The following is a 17,276-nucleotide window of genomic DNA, read 5'->3' as shown; positions in this document are numbered from 1 at the left end:
CCGAGTTTCCCACCCTCAGGCGGGCGCGACCACCGCGCGGTCGACGATCTCGGTGACCGCCGTCCCGGCCGGCAGGGTGCCCAGCACCGAGCCCCAGTCCCCGCCCAGCCGGGTCGCGCAGAACGCGTCGGCCACCGACCCCGGCGCGTGCTGCAGCAGCAGCGAGCCCTGCAGGCACAGGGCCAGCAGGCCGGCGATCCGCCGGGCCCGCAGCGGCAGGTCGGCCGGGTCGGCGAGCTCGGCCTGCAGCCGGGCGACCGCGGCGTCGAACCGGTCGTCGACGCCGGCCGCGGCCTCGACCTCGGCCAGCACCGCGGCCACCGAGGCCGAGTCCCGCTCCAGCGCCCGCAGCACGTCCAGGGCGATCACGTTCCCGCTGCCCTCCCAGATCGAGTTCAGCGGCGACTGCCGGTACAGCCGGGGCAGCACCGACTCCTCGACGTACCCGTTCCCGCCGAGCACCTCCAGCGCCTCGGCGACGACGGCGGGGGTGCGCTTGCAGACGTGGAACTTCGCCGCCGCCCCGGCCAGCCGCAGGAAGTCGGTCTCCCCGGCGTCCTGGGCCGCGGCCAGCCGGATGGCCAGCGCGGTCGCCGCCTCGCTCTCCACCGCCACGTCGGCCAGCACGTTCTGCATGAGCGGCTGGTCGACCAGCCGGGCACCGAAGGCCGACCGGTGGGTGGCGTGGTGCAACGCCTGGGTCAGCGCGGCCCGCACGGTCGACGCCGAGCCCAGCACGCAGTCCAGCCGGGTGGTGGTGACCATCTCCAGGATGGCCCGCACCCCACGCCCGGGCTCCCCCACCAGCCAGCCGACGGTGCGGTCGAACTCGACCTCCGAGGAGGCGTTCGAGCGGTCGCCGAGCTTGTCCTTGAGCCGCTGCAGGCGGAACACGTTGCGCTCGCCGTCGGGCAGCATCCGCGGCACCAGGAAGCAGGAGACGCCCTCCTCGGTCTGCGCCAGCACCAGGAACAGGTCGCTCATCGGCGCCGAGGTGAACCACTTGTGCCCGGTCAGGTGGTAGGTCCCGTCGATCCGGGCGACCGCCTTGGTCGTGCCGGCCCGCACGTCGGAGCCACCCTGCTTCTCCGTCATCCCCATGCCGGCGACCAGGCCTGCCTTGCTGCGCGGGTCGGCCAGGCCGAACTCGTAGGACGTCGACGTCAGCCCCGGCTCGAACACCACGGCCAGCTCGGGGGCCCGGCGCAGCGCCGGGACGACGGCGTAGGTCATCGTCACCGGGCAGCCGTGCCCGGCCTCGACCTGGGTCCAGCCCAGGTAGCCCACCGCGCGGCGCACGTGGGCATGGGCGTCCCCGGCCTCGGCCAGCGCCCACGGGGTGCCGGCCAGCCCGTGCCCGACCGCGGCACCCATGAGGTCGTGCCAGGCCGGGTGGAACTCCACCTCGTCGATGCGGTGGCCGGTGCGGTCGTGGGTGCGCAGCCGCGGCGGGTTCTCGTTCGCCAGCCGACCCCACTCGGCGGCCTGCTCGCTGCCGGCCAGGGCGCCGAGGTCCTCCAGGGAGTCCAGGGTCAGCGGGTCGGCGTGCCGCAGACAGGCCTCGACGAGCGCGGTGTCGCCCGCGATCGGATCGTGCCCGACCAGCGGCGGGACCTGGTTGGTGACCGTGTGGGTGCTGCTCACCCCGCGACGGTACGGCGGGTCAGCGACGGGTCAGCGGCGGACCAGCCGCTGCAGGGCCGCCGCGGCCAGCGGGACGTAGCCGACGACGAGCGGGAACGGGCCCGACACCCGCAGGCCGGTCGTCGTCCCGCCCTCGGGGCCGCTGCGCACCCAGTGCATGAGCTGCATCGTGCCCACGCCGATGTCGACCGACCACAGCCACTCGCGGGCCGCGTCGTCCACCGCGTCCACCACGAACGGCGCCGAGACGCCCAGCGGCCCCAGCACCCGGCCGGTGACGCCGGGGTCGATCCGCACCGCGTCGGTGTCCACCCCGCGGATCTGCGGCGACCAGTCCGACCACCGGGCCGGGTGCAGGTATCGGTCCCACGCCTCGTCGGGGTGGACCGGACCGGTCGCGTGCAGCCGCATGGAGCTCATGGCCCCACTCTGCCCGCTCCGTTCCACGTGGAACCATCAGGCGGGCGGGCCGCCCAGCAGCAGCGAGCGCAGCAGGTGCATGCCCACGGTCACGGTCCGCTTCCGGAAGGCCGCGCGGTCCCCGGGGACCACCAGCGAGCGGGTGACGACGCCGTCCGGGCCGACCGCGCACAGGTGCACGGTGCCCACCGGCTTGTCCGGGCTGCCCCCGCCCGGACCGGCGATCCCGGTGACGCCGATGCCGACGTCGGCGCCGAACCGGCTGCGCGCCCCGTCGGCGAGCTGGCGGGCCACCTCGGGGCTCACCGCGCCGACCGTCGCCAGCGTCTGCGCCGACACCCCGAGCAGCTCCTGCTTGGCGGTGTTCGAGTACGAGACCACCCCGCCGGGCACCCAGGCCGACGCACCGGGCCGATCGATCAGCCGGGCCACCAGCTGGCCGCCGGTGCAGGACTCGGCGGTGGCCACGGTCAGCCCGCGGGACCCCAGGGCGTCGGCGACCAGGGTGTCCACGTCGGGGCCCTCGCTGACCAGGGTGCCGCCGAAGTCGGCACGCACCGCGTCGACCAGCCGCTGGTAGGCCGCGCCCGCCGCTGGGGCGTACCGGGTGACGATCTCGAGCTCGCCGTCCCGCAGGCAGGTGGTGATCTCCAGGCCGGCCAGCTGGTCGTCGACCCGGCGCAGGGTGGCGGCGAGCTCGGACTCCGGCGTGCCCCACAGCCGCAGGGTGTCCTGCCGCAGCTCCTCGGCCCGGTCCAGCACCGCGCGCACCGGGGCGGCGGCCAGCGCGGCCGGCCACATGGCCTGCAGCTCCGTCGGCGGTCCTGGCAGCACGACGACCGGCGGGCCGTCGCCCTGCGCGGGCGGGACGACGAGACCCGGCGCGGTGCCGACCGGCTCCAGCACCAGCGCACCGGCCGGCACCCGGGCCTGCTTGCGGGTGCCCTCCCGGGTCGCCTCCGCGTCCACGGCCCAGCCGCGGCGGGCCATCAGCCGGTCGACGATCGCCCCGATCCGGTCCGCCAGCTCCTCGTCCACCGCGGACTCCCGGCCGCAGAAGTCCCCGACCACCTGGGCGGTCAGGTCGTCGGCGGTCGGCCCCAGCCCGCCCGAGGTGAGCACCAGGTCGTTGGTCGCCGACAGGTAGGCCAGCGCCGAGTGCAGGTCCTCGGGCCGGTCGCCGACCACCACCACCTGGCCGACGTCCAGGCCCAGGCGCCGCAGCTGCTCGGCCAGCCACGGTCCGTTGCGGTCGGTGACCCGGCCGGTGAGGACCTCGGTCCCGGTGACGACGATGCCTGCGCGTGCTCCCACCGCGCCGACAGTAGGCGCCGATACGGTGGCCCGCGTGAGCCAGCCGCCGTACCCGCCGCAGCCCCAGCCGGATCCCCCGCAGCAGCCGGGGTCCCCGCCCCGCACGGAGTCGCTGCCCCGGCCCGAGCCCGCCTACGACCCGGCCTACCCGCCGCACTCGACCGAGCCCGCGTACGACCCGGCCTACCCGCCGCAGCCGACCGGGGCGGCCTACGACCCGGCCTACCCGCCCCAGCCGACCGGGCCGATGGGCGGCGGCGTCCCGGCGCCCCCGCCGCTGCCCACCCCGGAGAGCTCCACCTCGCCCCGGGTCGGCGCCCGGCCGCGCACCACCGCCGACCGGGCCGCGCTGACCGCCACCGGGCTCGGGGTCGTCGGCCTCGTGCTGCTGCTGGTCGGCCTGTCGATGCCCTACCCCGGCGGCGGGCCGTCCCTGTGGTCGGCGACGACGGCGTGGGCGGTGTTCGCCACCCTCGCGGCGCTGGTGGCCCTGGTGCCGGCCGTGCCCAGCCGCGGCGGGCTGGACCGGCAGCAGGCCTGGCAGCTGGGTGCCGCCGGGGCGGCCGGGCTCGCCGTCTTCTGGCTGCTGGTCGTCGTCTTCACCGGGACCGCGGCCGCCGACCGCGGCTTCGTGCTCACGCTGGCCACCGGTCTGGTCGCCGGCGGCCTCTGGCTGGGTCGGCCCCGCACGGCCTGACGCCGCACCTCTCGACCTGCTCAGCGGCCCCGGCTGCTCGACTCCGTCGGACCGGGTGGCGTCGGTGGCCCGGGGCGCCCCGGGCGACCGGTGGTGGTGGACGGTGCCGAGGTGGTCGACGCGGTGGTCGGCGTCCCGGTCGTGGGCGGCGGGGTGGTCGGCACGGCCTGCCCCAGCCCGGTGCCGGTGGCCGCGCCCAGCTCGGTCACCGGGGACGGCGCGGACCAGCCCGGCGCCGGGGCGGCGGCCGGCTGCTCCGGGGTCGGCGGCACCGAGGTGGCCGCCGCGCTGCTGGTGGACCCGGCGGCCACCTGGGCCGGAGGCTCTCCGCTGCCGCCCAGCACCACGACCCCGGCCACCGACGCCCCCAGCGCGGTCATGGCCGCGGCCCCGGCGAGCACCCAGCGGCGGCGGTCCCGGCGCGGTGGTGGGCTGACGGTGTGCCGGCCGCCGGTGCTCAGCTTCACCGTCGCCGGCCCGAGCCCGCGCTCGACCAGGGCCTCGACCTCGGCCAGGACGGCGGCCCCGTCGGCCAGCCGGTCCGTCGGGTCCTTGACCAGCATCGCGGCCACGAGCACGCGGACCCCGACCGGCACGGTGGCCGGCAGCGGCTCGGGCTCGTCGGAGATCTGCGCCCGCACCACCGCGACCGGGTTGTCCCCGGTGAAGGCCCGCCGGCCGGCGAGCAGCTCGTAGCCGACCATGCCCAGGGCGTAGACGTCGCTGGCGGCGGTGGCCTGCAGGCCCTGCGCCTGCTCCGGCGACAGGTAGTGCGCGGTGCCGATGACCTCGCCGGTGCCGGTCAGCGCGACGCTGGCCGCCGACCAGGCGATCCCGAAGTCGGTGATGGTCAGGCTGCCGTCGGGGCGGACGAGCAGGTTGCCGGGCTTGACGTCGCGGTGCACCACCCCGGCCCGGTGGGCCACCGCCAACCCGGTCGCCGCCTGGCGCAGCAGGTCCACGGTCCGGTCGGCGGGGACGGCGCCCTCGCGCCGGCGCAGTGCCGACAGCGGCTCGCCCTCGATGAGCTCCATGACCAGGTAGGCCAGCTGCTCGCCGTCGTCCTCGGTCTCGCCGTAGTCGTAGACGGCCGCGATGTGCTCGTCGCGGAGCAGGGCGGTGTGCCGGGCCTCGGCGCGGAAGCGGGCGATGAACTCGGGGTCGCCGGCGAACTCCCCGCGCAGCACCTTGACCGCCACCGCCCGGCGGAGCCGTCGGTCGTGCGCCCGCCAGACCCGGCCCATGCCGCCGGTGGCGATGACGGACCGGAGCTCGTAGCGGTTCCCCAGCACACGGGTCTCCGGCTCCACCGGCCCATCCTGTCAGCCGGAGGGCCCGGTGGGCAGGGGCCGATCAGGGTGCGCCCGGACCCCGCCCGTTCCCGTTCCCGTTGCCGTTCCCCGGACCGCCCCCGTTGCCGTTGCCGTTCCCGGGGCCGCCGTTCCCGTTGCCGTTGCCGTTGCCCGGACCGCCGCCACCCGGGCCGCCGCCGCCCGGGTCGGCCGGGGTGTCCGCCGCCGGGGGGTCGGTGGTCGGGGCCGGCGCCTGGGTCGACACGACGGTGACCGGCGGCTCGGTGGTCGGCGCGGCGGTGGTCGGCGGGGCGGCCGAGCCGTAGCGCACCGTCACCGCTGCACCCGGCTGCAGCGCCGTCCCCACGGGGGCGACCTCGACCACGAGACCGGCGGTCGACCCGTCGCCGGCCACCTCCTCGGTGGTGACGACCAGGCCCAGCCCGGTGAGCTCGGCGGTCACCGCGCTCACCGGCCGGCCCAGGTAGGCGGCGGCGTCCAGGGTGACCGGGTCGGGCGTGCTCGGGGCCGCCGTGGTCGTGGCCGCCGAGCTGGCCGACCCGCCCTCGGGTCCCGACGACCCACCCAGCCCGAGCAGCAGGGCGGCACCGCCGCCGACGAGCAGCAGCGCGGCCAGCACGCCGGCCAGCAGCAGCGGCTTCCGACGCCGTCGGGGCGGGGCCGACGCGGCGCCGGTACCGGTGGCGGTGGCCGGGTCCATCAGGGCGGTCAGCCCGGTCGGCGGCACCAGGTCCAACAGCTCCGTCGGCTCCCCGGCGGCACCGATCGCCGCCCGGGTGGCGGTCGCCGCGGCGACCACCGCGTCCCCGTCGGCCAGCCGGCCCGCGGCGTCCTTCACCAGCATCGCGGCGACCAGGTCACGAACCGGGCCGGGGACGTCGGCGGGCAGCGGGTCGGGCTCGTCCTGGATCTGGCTGAGCGCGACCGACACCGAGCTGGCCCCGTCGAAGGCCCGGCGCCCGGCGAGCAGCTCGTAGGCGACCATGCCCAGGGCGTAGACGTCGCTGGCCGGGGTGGCCGGGCGGCCGCGGGCCTGCTCGGGCGAGAGGTAGTGCGCGGTGCCGATGACCTGGCCGGTCGCGGTCAGCGCGACGCTCTCCGCCGACCACGAGATGCCGAAGTCGGTGACCGCCACCGAGCCGTCCGGGCGCAGCAGCAGGTTGCCCGGCTTCACGTCCCGGTGCACGATGCCGACCTCGTGCGCGGCACCGAGACCGGCCGCCGTCTGGGTGACGATCTCCAGCACCTGGTCGGCGGGCAGCACGCCCTGCCGCCGGCGCACCGCGGCCAGGGAGTCCCCGGGCACCAGCTCCATGACCAGGTAGGCCAGCTGCTCGCCGTCGGGGGCCGCCGTCTCGCCGTAGTCGTAGACCGCGACGACGTTGCGGTGCCCGAGCAGGGCGGCGTGCCGGGCCTCGGCGCGGAACCGGGCCAGGAAGTCGGCGTCCCCGGCGAACTCCCCGCGCAGCACCTTCACCGCGACCGCCCGGCCCAGCCGCTGGTCGTGGGCCCGCCACACCTGGCCCATGCCGCCGGTGGCGATCAGCGAGCGCAGCTCGTACCGGTCGCCGACGGTGCGGGTGAGGGGTTCCACCCCGACATGGTGCCCGCTGCCGGTCCGGTCAGCCGAACAGGCCCGAGCCCCACCAGTCGTCGTCGCCGGTCACCCCGGGCGGGCAGGCGAACACCGCCGACGAGGTGTGCTGCACGTACTCGTTGAGCTTGTCGGTCCGCAGGTTGCGCTGGACCTGCACGAACCCGGTCTCCGGGTCGGACTGGTAGCAGAGGAAGAACAGCCCGGCGTCGAGCCTGCCCAGCCCGTCCGAGCCGTCGACGAAGCTGTAGCCGCGCCGCAGGATCGCCGTCCCGGAGTTGGTGGGGTGGGCCAGGAAGACGTGCGACGTCGGCGGGACGGCGACGTCGCCCTCGACCTGCGTGGTGAAGTCGACCGGGTCGAACTCGCCGCGCTGGCCCAGCGGTGCGCCGCTGCCCTTGGTTCGCCCGATGGTCTGCTGCTGGTCACGCAGGTTCTGCCGGTCCCAGACCTCGACCAGCATCCGGATCTTGCGGCTGACCAGGTAGGAGCCGCCGTCCATCCAGGAGTCGGTGCCCGAGACCCAGACGAAGCGGTCCAGGGTGGCCGGCTGCTCGGCCTTGAGGTTGTCCGTGCCGTCCTTGAAGCCGAACAGGTTGCGCGGGGTCACCTGGTCCGAGGACGTGGACGACGTCCGGCCGAACCCCAGTTGCGACCAGCGGACGCTGACCAGGCCGACCCCGATCCGGGCCAGGTTGCGGACGGCGTGCACGGCCACCTGCGGGTCGTCGGCGCAGGCCTGGATGCACAGGTCCCCACCGCTGATGGTGGGGTCGATCAGGTCGCCGGCGAAGCCGGGCAGCTCGACCAGCGCCGCGGGCTGCCGGTCGGCGATGCCGAACCGGTCCGTCCCGTCGGCGGTGCGGAACAGGGTGGGCCCGAACCCGATGGTCAGCGTCAACCCGGCCGGCGGCAGACCCAGCGCCTCGCCGGTGTCGTCCGGCGGGGCGTACTCGTTGCCCTGGACGGCGCCGACCGGGCCGGCGTCCTGTCCGCGGGTCATCCGCCGGGCGGCCGTCGTCCAGTCCTGCAGCAGGCGGACGAGGGCATCCCGGTCGTCGGTGATGACGTCGAAGGAGACGAAGTGCAGCCGGTCCTGGGCCGGGGTCACGATGCCGGCCTGCCGGTCGCCGTGGAACTCGACGGCATCCTGGCCGGCGGCCGCGGTCACCGTGGCCGGCTCGGCGTCCCGGCCGGCCGCCCAGCTGCCCGCGCCCAGGGCGGCGGCACCGGCGGCGCCGACGCCGGCGGCGCCGAAGAAGTCACGTCGGGAGAGCTTCATGCGTTCCACTGTCCCCGATCAGCCGGCGACGACGGCGGGCACCTGGCTGACCTGGGCGGCGAGGGCGTTGATGGAGTCGGACAGGCCCTGGAGCTGCTCGGCGGTGAGTTCGGTGTAGAGGAGGAAGCCGTCACCGGAGGCGAACTGGGCCAGGTCGGCCTGGGTGGCGGCGAACGCGGAGTCCAGTGCGGCGGCCAGGTCGGGGTCGGCCTCGGCGATCACCGGTCGCAGCGAGGCGATGGCGGTCTGCGAGCCGTCCAGGTTGGCCTGGAAGTCCCAGAGGTCGGTGCGCGAGTAGCGCTCCTCCTCACCGGTGATCTTGCTGCTGGCGATCTCGTCGAGCAGGCCCAGCGCGCCGTTGGCGAGGTCGAGGGGCTGCAGCTCGAGGGTCTGCACCCGGGTGATCAGGTCGTCGACGTCGGTCATCAGCTGGTCGGCCACCGGCCCGGAGGCCGAGAGGTCGCCGGTCTGCCAGAGATCGCGCTCCAGGACGTGGAAGCCGGTCCAGGTGCCCCCCTCCTCGACGTCGTTCTCCCGGGCGTCGATCCTCGGGTCCAGGTCGCCGAAGCTCTCGGCCACCGGCTCGATCCGCTCGAAGTACGTGCGGGCGACCTGGTAGAGCCCCTGGGCGGTGGCCACGTCACCGGCGTTGACCGCGTCGACGAATGCCTGGGTCTGCTCCCGCAGCGCGGTCGTCTGGCTGCCCACGTAGCGGGTGTAGTCCTCGACGGCGGTCTGCAGCTGCTCGTCGTCGGAGAGCTGCTGGGACTCGCCGGTCACGGTGAGTGCGTTGCGGATGCCGTCGCCGACCATGCCCGGCTTGCAGGCGGCCTGGTACTCACCGGCCGGCAGCTCGACCAGCAGCGTGCGGGCCACCCCGGGGGCGATGTTCTCGACCTCGCCCATGATCCGGTCGCCCTCGGCGTAGAGGTAGAACTCGGTGGTCGAGCTGCCGGTGTTGGTCACGGTGAACTGGTGCGTGCCGGCGTCGAGCTCCGTGGCGTCGACGTCGCAGGTGGTGTCGGTGGCCGAGACGGCGATGTCGTCGGAGGCCTCGGAACCGCTGCCGCCTGCCGAGGAGCCGCCCCCGCAGGCGGCCAGCAGGGCGAGGGAGGCGGCTCCGGCCGCGACGAGGGAGGTCTTACGCGCGTACATCGATGTGCTCCGGGGTGGTGGCGGGTGCGGGGGTCTCCCGGGCCGGGCGGCCCGGGAGGAGGAACAGGACCAGGACCGGCAGGAGGTAGGCCAGGTAGGCGACCACCTCGAGCACGCTGGGCTGGGCCGAGATGTTGAAGACGCCGTCCAGGACCGCACCCCACCAGCTGCCCGGGTCCAGCCACCCCGACGCGTCGTAGGCGTAGGTGGTCAGACCGGGCAGGACGCCGGCCTCCTGGAAGTCGTGGATGCCGTACTTGAAGATGCCGGCGGCGACGAAGACCAGCAGGACACCGGAGATCGTGAAGAACCGCGACAGGTTGATCCGCACGGCGCCCGCGTAGAGCAGGGTGCCCAGCACGACAGCGGTGGCCAACCCGGCGGCCAGCCCGACGAGCGGGGTGGCGCTCACCGCACCCTGCGCGGAGGCGAAGAACAGCAGCGTGGTCTCCAGGCCCTCGCGGACCACGGAGGCGAACGCGATGCCGACGACGGCGCCCAGGCCCAGGCCCACCGCGTCGTCCAGCCGGCCGCGCAGCTCACCGGACAGCTTGCGGGCGGTGCGCCGCATCCAGAAGATCATCCAGGTGACGAGCGCGACGGCGATCACCGAGGTGACGGCGTCGAAGAGCTCCTGGCCCGGGCCGCCGAGCACCGCCGTCGACACGTAGGACAGCACGGCGCCGAACCCGACCGAGAGCACGACCGCGGCGGCCACGCCGCCCCAGACGGGCAGCAGGTGCTGGCGGCGACCGGTCTTGACCAGGTAGGCGATCAGCACGCTGACCACGAGGACCATCTCCAGGCCCTCGCGCAGCCCGATGAGGTAGCTGGGGAAGAACAGAGCTCCCACGGCGGGACACCTCCTGGCAGGCGAAGACCCCCGGCGGAGGCTGAGGGCAGCCTCACCTTACGGTGAAGCTGCCCTCAACTCCTAACGGTCCCAGCCAGCTCCCAGGAAGGAGCGTTTTCTCAGCTCCGGACGTCGAACCGGTCGTTGTCCATGACCTTGGTCCACGCGGTGGCGAAGTCCTGGGCGAACTTCTCCGTCATGTCGTCGGAGGAGTAGACCTCCACGATGCCGCGCAGGATCGCGTTGGAGTTGAACACCAGGTCCGCGGCGGTGGCGGTGCGCGCCACGGAGCCGTCGGCGCCGACGCCCTCGTAGACGTCCTCGGTGTCCCGCGACGTCCGCCACTGGATGCCCAGGTCGAGCACCGTGCGGAAGAAGTCCTGGGACAGCACGCCCACGCGGTCGGTGAACACACCGTGCTGCACGCCGCCGGTGTTGGCGCCGAGGACCCGCAGACCGCCGACCAGCACGGTCATCTCCTTGGCGGTGAGGCCCAGGTTGAAGGCCTTGTCCACCAGCAGCTGCTCGGGCTGCAGCTTGCTGCCGGGCAGCAGGTAGCTGCGGAAGCCGTCCGCCTTGGGCTCGAGCCACCTGAAGTTGTCCGGGTCGGTCTGCTCCTGGGTGGCGTCGGTGCGGCCGGGGGTGAAGCCCACGGTCACCGGCACGCCCGCGTCGGCCGCGGCCTTCTCCACCGCGGCGGTGCCGGCGAGGACCACCAGGTCGGCGAAGGAGACGCGCTTGCCGGTCTCGGCCTCGAAGTCGGCCTTGACCTCCTCGATGGCCGGGATGACCTCGGCGACGCCGGCGTTGGCGGCCCAGCCGATCTGCGGCTCGAGCCGGATGCGCCCGCCGTTGGCGCCACCGCGCTTGTCGGTGTCGCGGTAGGACGCTGCGGCCGACCAGGCGGTGTGCACCAGCTGGGGGACCGTCGGGCCGGCGGCCAGCAGCCGCGCCTTGAGGTCGGCGATCTCGGCGTCGCCCACGAGCTCGTGGTCGACGGCCGGGACCGGGTCCTGCCAGACGAGCTCCTCGGCGGGGACGTCGGGGCCCAGGTAGCGGGTCTTGGGGCCCATGTCGCGGTGCAGCAGCTTGAACCAGGCGCGGGCGTAGACCTCGGCGAAGTACTCGGGGTTCTCGTAGAAGTTGCGCGAGATCTCCCGGAAGCCGGGGTCGACGACCAGGGCCATGTCCGCGGTGCTCATCATCGGGGCGTTGCGCTTGCCCTCGATGTGGGCGTCGGGCACGAGCTCCTGCGCCTCGGGGTTGGTCGGCCCCCACTGCTTGGCGCCGGCCGGGCTGAGGGTCTTCTCCCAGTCGTAGCTGAAGAGCATCTCGAAGTAGGTGTTGTCCCACTGCGTGGGCGTGGGGGTCCACGCGCCCTCGAGGCCGCTGGTGATGGTGTCGGCGCCCTTGCCGGTGCCGTACTGGCTGATCCAGCCCAGGCCGTTGCCGTGCACCGGGCAGCCGGAGGGCTCGGGGCCGACCAGCTCGGGGTCGCCGGCGCCGTGGGTCTTGCCGAAGGTGTGGCCGCCGGCGACCAGCGCGACGGTCTCCTCGTCGTTCATGCCCATGCGGCTGAAGGTCACCCGGATGTCGTGGGCCGAGCCCATCGGGTCCGGCTTGCCCTGCGGGCCCTCGGGGTTGACGTAGATCAGGCCCATGGTGACGGCGGCCAGGTGGCCCTCGTCCAGGTCCAGCGGGCTGTCGTCGGCGTAGCGCTCGTCGCCGAGCCAGGTGTCCTCGGGGCCCCAGAAGACCTCGCTGGGCTGCCAGCTGTCCTTGCGGCCGAAGGCGAAGCCGAAGGTCTTGAGGCCCATGTCGTCGTGGGCGACGTTGCCGGCGAGCACCAGCAGGTCGGCCCAGGAGATCTTGCGGCCGTACTTCTGCTTGATCGGCAGCAGCAGGCGGCGGGCCTTGTCCAGGTTGGCGTTGTCCGGCCAGCTGTTGAGCGGGGCGAAGCGCTGCCCGCCCTCGCCGCCGCCGCCGCGGCCGTCGGCGCTGCGGTAGGTGCCCGCGGCGTGCCAGGACATGCGGATGAACAGCGGGCCGTAGTGGCCCCAGTCGGCCGGCCACCAGTCCTGCGAGGTGCGCATGACCTGCACGAGGTCGCGCTTGAGCTCCTCGACGTCGAGCTTGGCGAACTCGGCGGCGTAGTCGAAGTCGGCGCCCAGCGGGTCGGCGTCGGCGGCCGAGCGGTCGAGCACCCGGAGGTCGACCTGGTTGGGCCACCAGTCCTGCACGGAGCGGGGACGCCCGCCGTGCACCGGCTCCGGCGACTTGATCGCCGGGTTCTCGCTCTCGCTGGTGCTGGCGGTCTCGGTCTTGGCGACCTCGGTCTTGTCGTAGTCCTCGGGGGCGACCGTGGACTTGTCGTGCTCGCTCATCGCGTGCCTCTCTCTGGGGTGGTGACGAGGGTGGGCAGGACGGGTGGTGCCGCGCTGCAGACGCGGCACAGACCCCAGTAGATGACCTCGGCCTCGTCGACGACGAAGCCGTGGTCCTCCGCGGGGGTCAGACAGGGGGCCGAGCCGACCGCGCAGTCGACGTCGGCGATCGTGCCGCAGGAGCGGCAGACCAGGTGGTGGTGGTTGTCACCGACCCGGACCTCGTAGCGGGCCACCGAGCCCTGCGGCTCGATCCGGCGGACCAGCCCGGCGGCGGTCAGCGCGCGCAGCACGTCGTAGACGGCCTGGTGCGAGACCTCGGGCAGCCGGTCCCGGACGTCGCTGAGCACCTCGTCGGTGGTGGCGTGGGCGTGCCCGCGCAGGACGTCGAGCACGGCCAGCCGCGGACGGGTCACCCGGAGGGCGGCCCCGCGCAGGGCGAGCTCCAGGTCCTCGGTCGGCGACACCCCTCCACCATGTCGTGCATTCTTGAACGAGTCAAGTAAACGGACGGCGACCACTGGGTGGGAGGCAGACTTGCCCCGCCGTCCCCGGTCCGATGTCCTGACCGGACGGTCAGCAAACCAGCGAGGAGTGACGATGACGTCCGAGGTCTACCTGGTCGACGGGGTCCGCACCCCCCAGGGCAAGTACGGCGGCGCGCTGGCCGGCGTCCGGCCCGACGACCTGGCCGCGCTGGTCGTCCGCGAGGTGCTGCGCCGCTCCGGCGCCCCCGCCGACGCCGTCGAGGAGGTCGTGCTCGGCGCGGCCAACCAGTCCGGCGAGGACAACCGGGACGTCGCCCGCATGGCGGTGCTGCTGGCCGGCCTCCCCGACACCGTGCCCGGCTACACGACCAACCGGCTGTGCGCCTCCGGGCTGACCGCGACCGCCTCGGCCGCGGCCTCCATCCGGGCCGGCGAGCTGGACCTGGCGATCGCCGGCGGCGTGGAGTCCATGACCCGGGCGCCCTGGGTGATGGCCAAGCCCGGCACCCCGTGGGCCCGCCCGGGCGAGGTGGTGGACACCTCGCTGGGCTGGCGATTCACCAACCCCACCTTCACCGCGCACGACCGCGGCGTCGAGCACCCCGAGGACCCGCGCACCCGCAAGATCACGCTGACCATGGGCGAGACGGCCGAGGAGATCGCGGCCCTGGACGGGCTCACCCGCGACGAGTGCGACGCCTTCGCCGTCCGCAGCCACGCCCGCGCGGTCGCCGCCGCCGAGGCCGGCCGGTTCGACGCCGAGATCGTGCCGGTCGACGTCGTCGGCAAGAAGGAGACGACCACCGTCACCCGCGACGAGGGCCCGCGCCCGGGCTCGTCGATGGAGTCCCTGGGCAAGCTCAAGCCGGTGTTCCGGAAGAACGGGATCGTCACCGCCGGCAACAGCTCGCCGCTGTCGGACGGCGCCGCCGCGCTGGTGCTGGCCTCGGCCGAGGCCGTCGAGCGGCACGGGCTCACCCCCCGCGCCCGCGTCGTGGTCTCGGCCTCGGCCGGTGTCGCCCCCAACGTGATGGGCCTGGGCCCGGTGCCGGCCACGGAGAAGGCGCTGGCCAAGGCCGGCTGGTCCGTCGCCGACCTGGACGCCGTCGAGCTCAACGAGGCCTTCGCCGCGCAGTCCCTCGGCGTGCTGCGCCGACTGGGCATCGACGAGGAGATCGTCAACTCCGACGGCGGCGCGATCGCCCTGGGCCACCCGCTGGGCTGCTCCGGCGCCCGCCTGCTGGTCACGCTCATGGGCCGGCTCGAGCGCGAGGGCGGCCGGCGCGGGCTGGCCACCCTCTGCGTGGGGGTCGGCCAGGGCGTGTCGATGCTCGTCGAGCGCGTCTGATGGCCGTCGTCGGGGTCGTCGGCGGGGGCCGGATGGGCGGCGGGATCGCCCAGGGCCTGCTCGGCACGGGCGCGCAGGTGCACGTCGTCGAGGCCGGGGACGAGGCGGCGCAGGCCGCGCACGACCGGATCGTCGCCGGGCTGGAGGAGGCCGACCGCCGCGGGAAGCTCGAGGGCACGGTGGCCGACGCCGCCGCCCGGCTGACGATGGTCGACACCCCCGGTGACCTGCCCGCCGACTGCGAGCTGGTGGTCGAGGCGGTCCCCGAGATCCCCGCGCTCAAGGTCGAGGTGCTGCGGGCGGTGGAGGCGGTGCTGGCACCCGACGCGGTGCTGGCCACCAACACCAGCTCGCTGTCGGTGACCGAGCTGGCGGCCGCCCTGGACCGGCCGGCCCGGTTCGTCGGCATGCACTTCTTCAACCCGGTCCCGGCGTCCACGCTGGTGGAGATCGTGGTCGCCGCCGAGACCGCCGACGACGTGGTCGCCACCGCGCAGGAGTGGGTGGACCGGCTGGGCAAGACCGGCATCGTCGTCCGGGACTCCCCCGGGTTCGCGTCGTCCCGGCTCGGCGTGCTGCTGGGCCTGGAGGCGATCCGGATGCTCGAGGAGGGCGTGGCCGACGCCGAGGCGATCGACACCGCCATGGAGCTGGGCTACCGGCACCCGATGGGCCCGCTGCGGTCCACCGACCTGGTCGGGCTGGACGTGCGGCTGGCGGTGGCGGAGTACCTGACCTCCACCCTGGGCGACCGGTTCACCCCGCCGCAGCTGCTGCGTGACAAGGTGGCGGCCGGTGACCTGGGCCGCAAGACCGGCCGCGGCTTCCACGACTACAGCTAGGGGACGACGATGTCCGTGCAGCGCAGCGACGACGGGGCCGTGGCGACCCTGACCCTCCCCGCCCCCGGTCTCACCCACGAGATCCGGCTGTCCCTGATCGACCACCTCCGGGCGCTCGCGGACGACACCTCGGTGCGCGCGGTGGTGCTGACCGGCACCGGCCGGGCGTTCTGCGTGGGGCAGGACCTCGCGCAGCACGTCGAGGAGATCCGGGCGGGCAAGCCGGCGCTGGACGTCGTGGACGCCGAGTACAACCCGATGGTGCTGGCCCTGGCCGCGCTGCGGGTGCCGGTGGTCGTGGCGGTCAACGGTGCCTGCGCCGGGGCCGGCCTGGGCCTCGCGCTGGGCGGCGACCTGCGGGTGGCCGCGGCCGGCGCGAAGTTCACCACCGCGTTCGTCGGCGTCGGGCTGGGCAGCGACTCCGCGCTGGCCTCCCGCCTGGTGCACTGCGTGGGCGGCTCCCGGGCCGCCGAGCTGCTGCTGATCCCCACCCCCTTCACCGCCGAGCAGGCCGCCGAGTGGGGCATGGTGCACCGCGTGGTGCCCGCCGAGGAGGTGCTGGCCACAGCGCAGGCGCTGGCCGCCCAGCTCGCCGCCGGCCCCACCGCCGCCTTCCGCGCGGTCAAGGAGGTCCTGGCCACCGCGGCCACCGACTCCCTGGAGACCACCCTGGCCATGGAGGCGACGCTGCAGGCGCAGCTCGGCCACACCCACGACCACAGCGAGGCCGTGGAGGCCTTCCTGAGCAAGCGCAAGCCCGACTTCACCGGCGCATAGCGCTCGCGCCCCCACACCCCCACCGCCAGCCGTCATGTGACGGTGAGGACCCATTCGGGGCGCGTTCTGGGTCCTGGGCGTCATGTGACGGCATCCCGGGGGGCCACCCCGCGGGCGGGTAGCAGGTGGCGGGGCGATGTGGGGCTCGTGGTCCACATCGGGTGCTGGTGTCCACAGGTGTCGGTGACGCGTTCCGGCGCCTTCTCCCAGCGGCCACCGTGGGGGCATGGTGGTGGACCTCGCGACGTTGCTCGGGCCCGACGGAGCGCGGTCGAGCGCTGAGGTGGTGGCCGCGTCGGGGCGGACCAGCGTCGTGCGCTGGGTGCGCGACGGGCGGCTGCTGCGACCGCTGCCCGGGGTGCTGGTCGACCCGGCGCGATCGGGTCACTGGCGCACCCGGGCCACCGCAGCAGCGCTGTGGACCGGTGGGCGGCTGGCCGCGCGCAGCGCCCTCCACCTGGCCGACCTGGTCGACGAACCCGGCGCCCGGGTGCACGTCGCGGCTCCGCCGAGCCGGCACATCGCCGTCCCCCGGCCGTCCTGGCTGGTCGTGCAGGTGTCCCGCGAGCTGACCGGACCGGTCCGCCGGGGTCTGCCGGTCACGGGCGAGGCCACGGCGTTGCTGGACGCCTGGGGATGGGCGCACGGGTCGCGCGGAACACCGCGGGACGTCGAGGTGGCGCGCGGAGCGGTCATCGGCGCGGTGCGCCGGGGTCGGGTCGACGCCGACCTGCTGCTGGCAGACCTCCGGACACGGAGCCGCCTGCCCGGGCGGGCGCTCCTGCGGGAGTTGGTGGAGCTGGTTCGGGGTGGCTCGCACAGCGAGTTCGAGATCTGGGGCCTGCAGCACCTGCTGGACGTGCCCGGGATCCCCCCGGTCGAGCGGCAGTACGCCCTGCGGACGGCGATCGGCACCATCCACCTGGACGGCGCCCTGCCGGCGGCACGCCTGGGCATCGAGCTCGACGGTGCGGCCTACCACCGGGGCCCGGACAACTGGGCCCGCGACCGCCGACGGGACTCGGCCGCGTTGGCCATGGACTGGGCGACGCTCCGCATCGACCACCGCCGCGGTCGGGAGGACCCGGCGGGTGCCCGGGCGGAGATCGCCGCGGCGTTCCACGTCCGCGCGGCCCGCATCGCGCAGGAACGGGGCGTCGGATGA

15 protein-coding genes are annotated in these 17,276 nt (G+C 74.8%); 5 read left to right on the top strand and 10 right to left on the bottom strand.

Annotation, left to right across the window (positions count from 1 at the left end; all coding sequences use genetic code 11):
* Nucleotides 1-15: 15 nt before the first annotated feature.
* Genes UXQ13_RS21790 through UXQ13_RS21780 form a run of 3 tightly spaced genes read right to left on the bottom strand, consistent with a single transcriptional unit; the run spans nucleotide 16 to nucleotide 3,378 of the window.
* On the bottom strand, nucleotides 16-1,644 hold the full coding sequence (locus tag UXQ13_RS21790) for an acyl-CoA dehydrogenase family protein (protein ID WP_336392960.1): 1,629 nt from the start codon (nucleotides 1,642-1,644) through the stop codon (nucleotides 16-18).
* Between the two features lie 30 nt (nucleotides 1,645-1,674).
* The gene (locus UXQ13_RS21785) at nucleotides 1,675-2,064 is read right to left on the bottom strand and encodes an SRPBCC family protein (RefSeq protein WP_336392959.1); all 390 of its coding nucleotides are present in this window, start codon (nucleotides 2,062-2,064) and stop codon (nucleotides 1,675-1,677) included.
* A gap of 36 nt (nucleotides 2,065-2,100) precedes the next feature.
* On the bottom strand, nucleotides 2,101-3,378 hold the full coding sequence (locus UXQ13_RS21780; RefSeq protein WP_336392958.1) for a competence/damage-inducible protein A: 1,278 nt from the start codon (nucleotides 3,376-3,378) through the stop codon (nucleotides 2,101-2,103).
* A 34-nt stretch (nucleotides 3,379-3,412) separates the two neighbouring features.
* Between UXQ13_RS21780 and UXQ13_RS21775 the strand changes: the two genes are divergently transcribed.
* On the top strand, nucleotides 3,413-4,075 hold the full coding sequence (locus tag UXQ13_RS21775; RefSeq protein ID WP_336392957.1) for a hypothetical protein: 663 nt from the start codon (nucleotides 3,413-3,415) through the stop codon (nucleotides 4,073-4,075).
* A gap of 20 nt (nucleotides 4,076-4,095) precedes the next feature.
* On the opposite strand, the gene UXQ13_RS21770 is transcribed toward UXQ13_RS21775, so the two are convergent.
* The 7 genes from UXQ13_RS21770 to UXQ13_RS21740 form a co-directional block, all read right to left on the bottom strand.
* Nucleotides 4,096-5,385 carry a serine/threonine-protein kinase gene (locus UXQ13_RS21770; RefSeq protein WP_336392956.1) on the bottom strand — a complete coding sequence of 430 codons (1,290 nt, stop codon included), beginning with the start codon at nucleotides 5,383-5,385 and terminating at the stop codon, nucleotides 4,096-4,098.
* A 43-nt stretch (nucleotides 5,386-5,428) separates the two neighbouring features.
* Complete coding sequence (locus UXQ13_RS21765) at nucleotides 5,429-6,982, bottom strand: serine/threonine-protein kinase (protein ID WP_336392955.1); 1,554 nt, start codon at nucleotides 6,980-6,982, stop codon at nucleotides 5,429-5,431.
* A 28-nt stretch (nucleotides 6,983-7,010) separates the two neighbouring features.
* Nucleotides 7,011-8,264 carry an iron uptake transporter deferrochelatase/peroxidase subunit gene (gene efeB, locus UXQ13_RS21760; protein ID WP_336392954.1) on the bottom strand — a complete coding sequence of 418 codons (1,254 nt, stop codon included), beginning with the start codon at nucleotides 8,262-8,264 and terminating at the stop codon, nucleotides 7,011-7,013.
* Nucleotides 8,265-8,282: 18 nt separating this feature from the next.
* The gene (efeO, locus tag UXQ13_RS21755; RefSeq protein WP_336392953.1) at nucleotides 8,283-9,419 is read right to left on the bottom strand and encodes an iron uptake system protein EfeO; all 1,137 of its coding nucleotides are present in this window, start codon (nucleotides 9,417-9,419) and stop codon (nucleotides 8,283-8,285) included.
* On the bottom strand, nucleotides 9,406-10,272 hold the full coding sequence (gene efeU / locus UXQ13_RS21750; RefSeq protein ID WP_336392952.1) for an iron uptake transporter permease EfeU: 867 nt from the start codon (nucleotides 10,270-10,272) through the stop codon (nucleotides 9,406-9,408). Before efeU ends, efeO begins: the two co-directional genes overlap by 14 nt.
* A 119-nt stretch (nucleotides 10,273-10,391) precedes the next feature.
* Nucleotides 10,392-12,656, bottom strand: a complete 2,265-nt coding sequence (gene katG, locus UXQ13_RS21745; RefSeq protein ID WP_336392951.1) for a catalase/peroxidase HPI — start codon at nucleotides 12,654-12,656, stop codon at nucleotides 10,392-10,394.
* Entirely contained in the window at nucleotides 12,653-13,123 is a 471-nt protein-coding gene (locus tag UXQ13_RS21740) for a Fur family transcriptional regulator (RefSeq protein ID WP_336392950.1), read from the bottom strand. Before UXQ13_RS21740 ends, katG begins: the two co-directional genes overlap by 4 nt.
* A gap of 133 nt (nucleotides 13,124-13,256) precedes the next feature.
* Between UXQ13_RS21740 and UXQ13_RS21735 the strand changes: the two genes are divergently transcribed.
* From UXQ13_RS21735 to UXQ13_RS21720, 4 genes are all read left to right on the top strand, one after another.
* Nucleotides 13,257-14,492, top strand: coding sequence for a thiolase family protein (locus tag UXQ13_RS21735; protein ID WP_225233770.1), 1,236 nt, complete (start codon nucleotides 13,257-13,259; stop codon nucleotides 14,490-14,492).
* Nucleotides 14,492-15,334, top strand: a complete 843-nt coding sequence (locus tag UXQ13_RS21730; RefSeq protein ID WP_225233769.1) for a 3-hydroxyacyl-CoA dehydrogenase family protein — start codon at nucleotides 14,492-14,494, stop codon at nucleotides 15,332-15,334. The genes UXQ13_RS21735 and UXQ13_RS21730 overlap by 1 nt, the downstream gene beginning before the upstream one ends.
* 9 nt (nucleotides 15,335-15,343) lie before the next feature.
* Nucleotides 15,344-16,111 (top strand): enoyl-CoA hydratase-related protein, encoded by a 768-nt coding sequence (locus UXQ13_RS21725; RefSeq protein WP_336392949.1) that lies wholly within the window; start codon nucleotides 15,344-15,346, stop codon nucleotides 16,109-16,111.
* Nucleotides 16,112-16,337: 226 nt separating this feature from the next.
* Nucleotides 16,338-17,276 carry a hypothetical protein gene (locus UXQ13_RS21720; protein ID WP_225233767.1) on the top strand — a complete coding sequence of 313 codons (939 nt, stop codon included), beginning with the start codon at nucleotides 16,338-16,340 and terminating at the stop codon, nucleotides 17,274-17,276.

The organism is Klenkia terrae (genome assembly GCF_037083865.1).
Lineage (GTDB): Bacteria > Actinomycetota > Actinomycetes > Mycobacteriales > Geodermatophilaceae > Klenkia > Klenkia terrae.
This window is presented reverse-complemented; position numbering and strand designations above follow the sequence as displayed.

Coding starts and splice junctions, on each gene's coding strand:
- UXQ13_RS21735 (WP_225233770.1), top strand. CDS start 13,257: ATGACGTCCGAGGTCTACCTGGTCGACGGGGTCCGCACCCCCCAGGGC.
- efeB (WP_336392954.1), bottom strand. CDS start 8,264: ATGAAGCTCTCCCGACGTGACTTCTTCGGCGCCGCCGGCGTCGGCGCC.
- UXQ13_RS21720 (WP_225233767.1), top strand. CDS start 16,338: ATGGTGGTGGACCTCGCGACGTTGCTCGGGCCCGACGGAGCGCGGTCG.
- katG (WP_336392951.1), bottom strand. CDS start 12,656: ATGAGCGAGCACGACAAGTCCACGGTCGCCCCCGAGGACTACGACAAG.
- UXQ13_RS21730 (WP_225233769.1), top strand. CDS start 14,492: ATGGCCGTCGTCGGGGTCGTCGGCGGGGGCCGGATGGGCGGCGGGATC.
- UXQ13_RS21725 (WP_336392949.1), top strand. CDS start 15,344: ATGTCCGTGCAGCGCAGCGACGACGGGGCCGTGGCGACCCTGACCCTC.
- UXQ13_RS21785 (WP_336392959.1), bottom strand. CDS start 2,064: ATGAGCTCCATGCGGCTGCACGCGACCGGTCCGGTCCACCCCGACGAG.
- efeO (WP_336392953.1), bottom strand. CDS start 9,419: ATGTACGCGCGTAAGACCTCCCTCGTCGCGGCCGGAGCCGCCTCCCTC.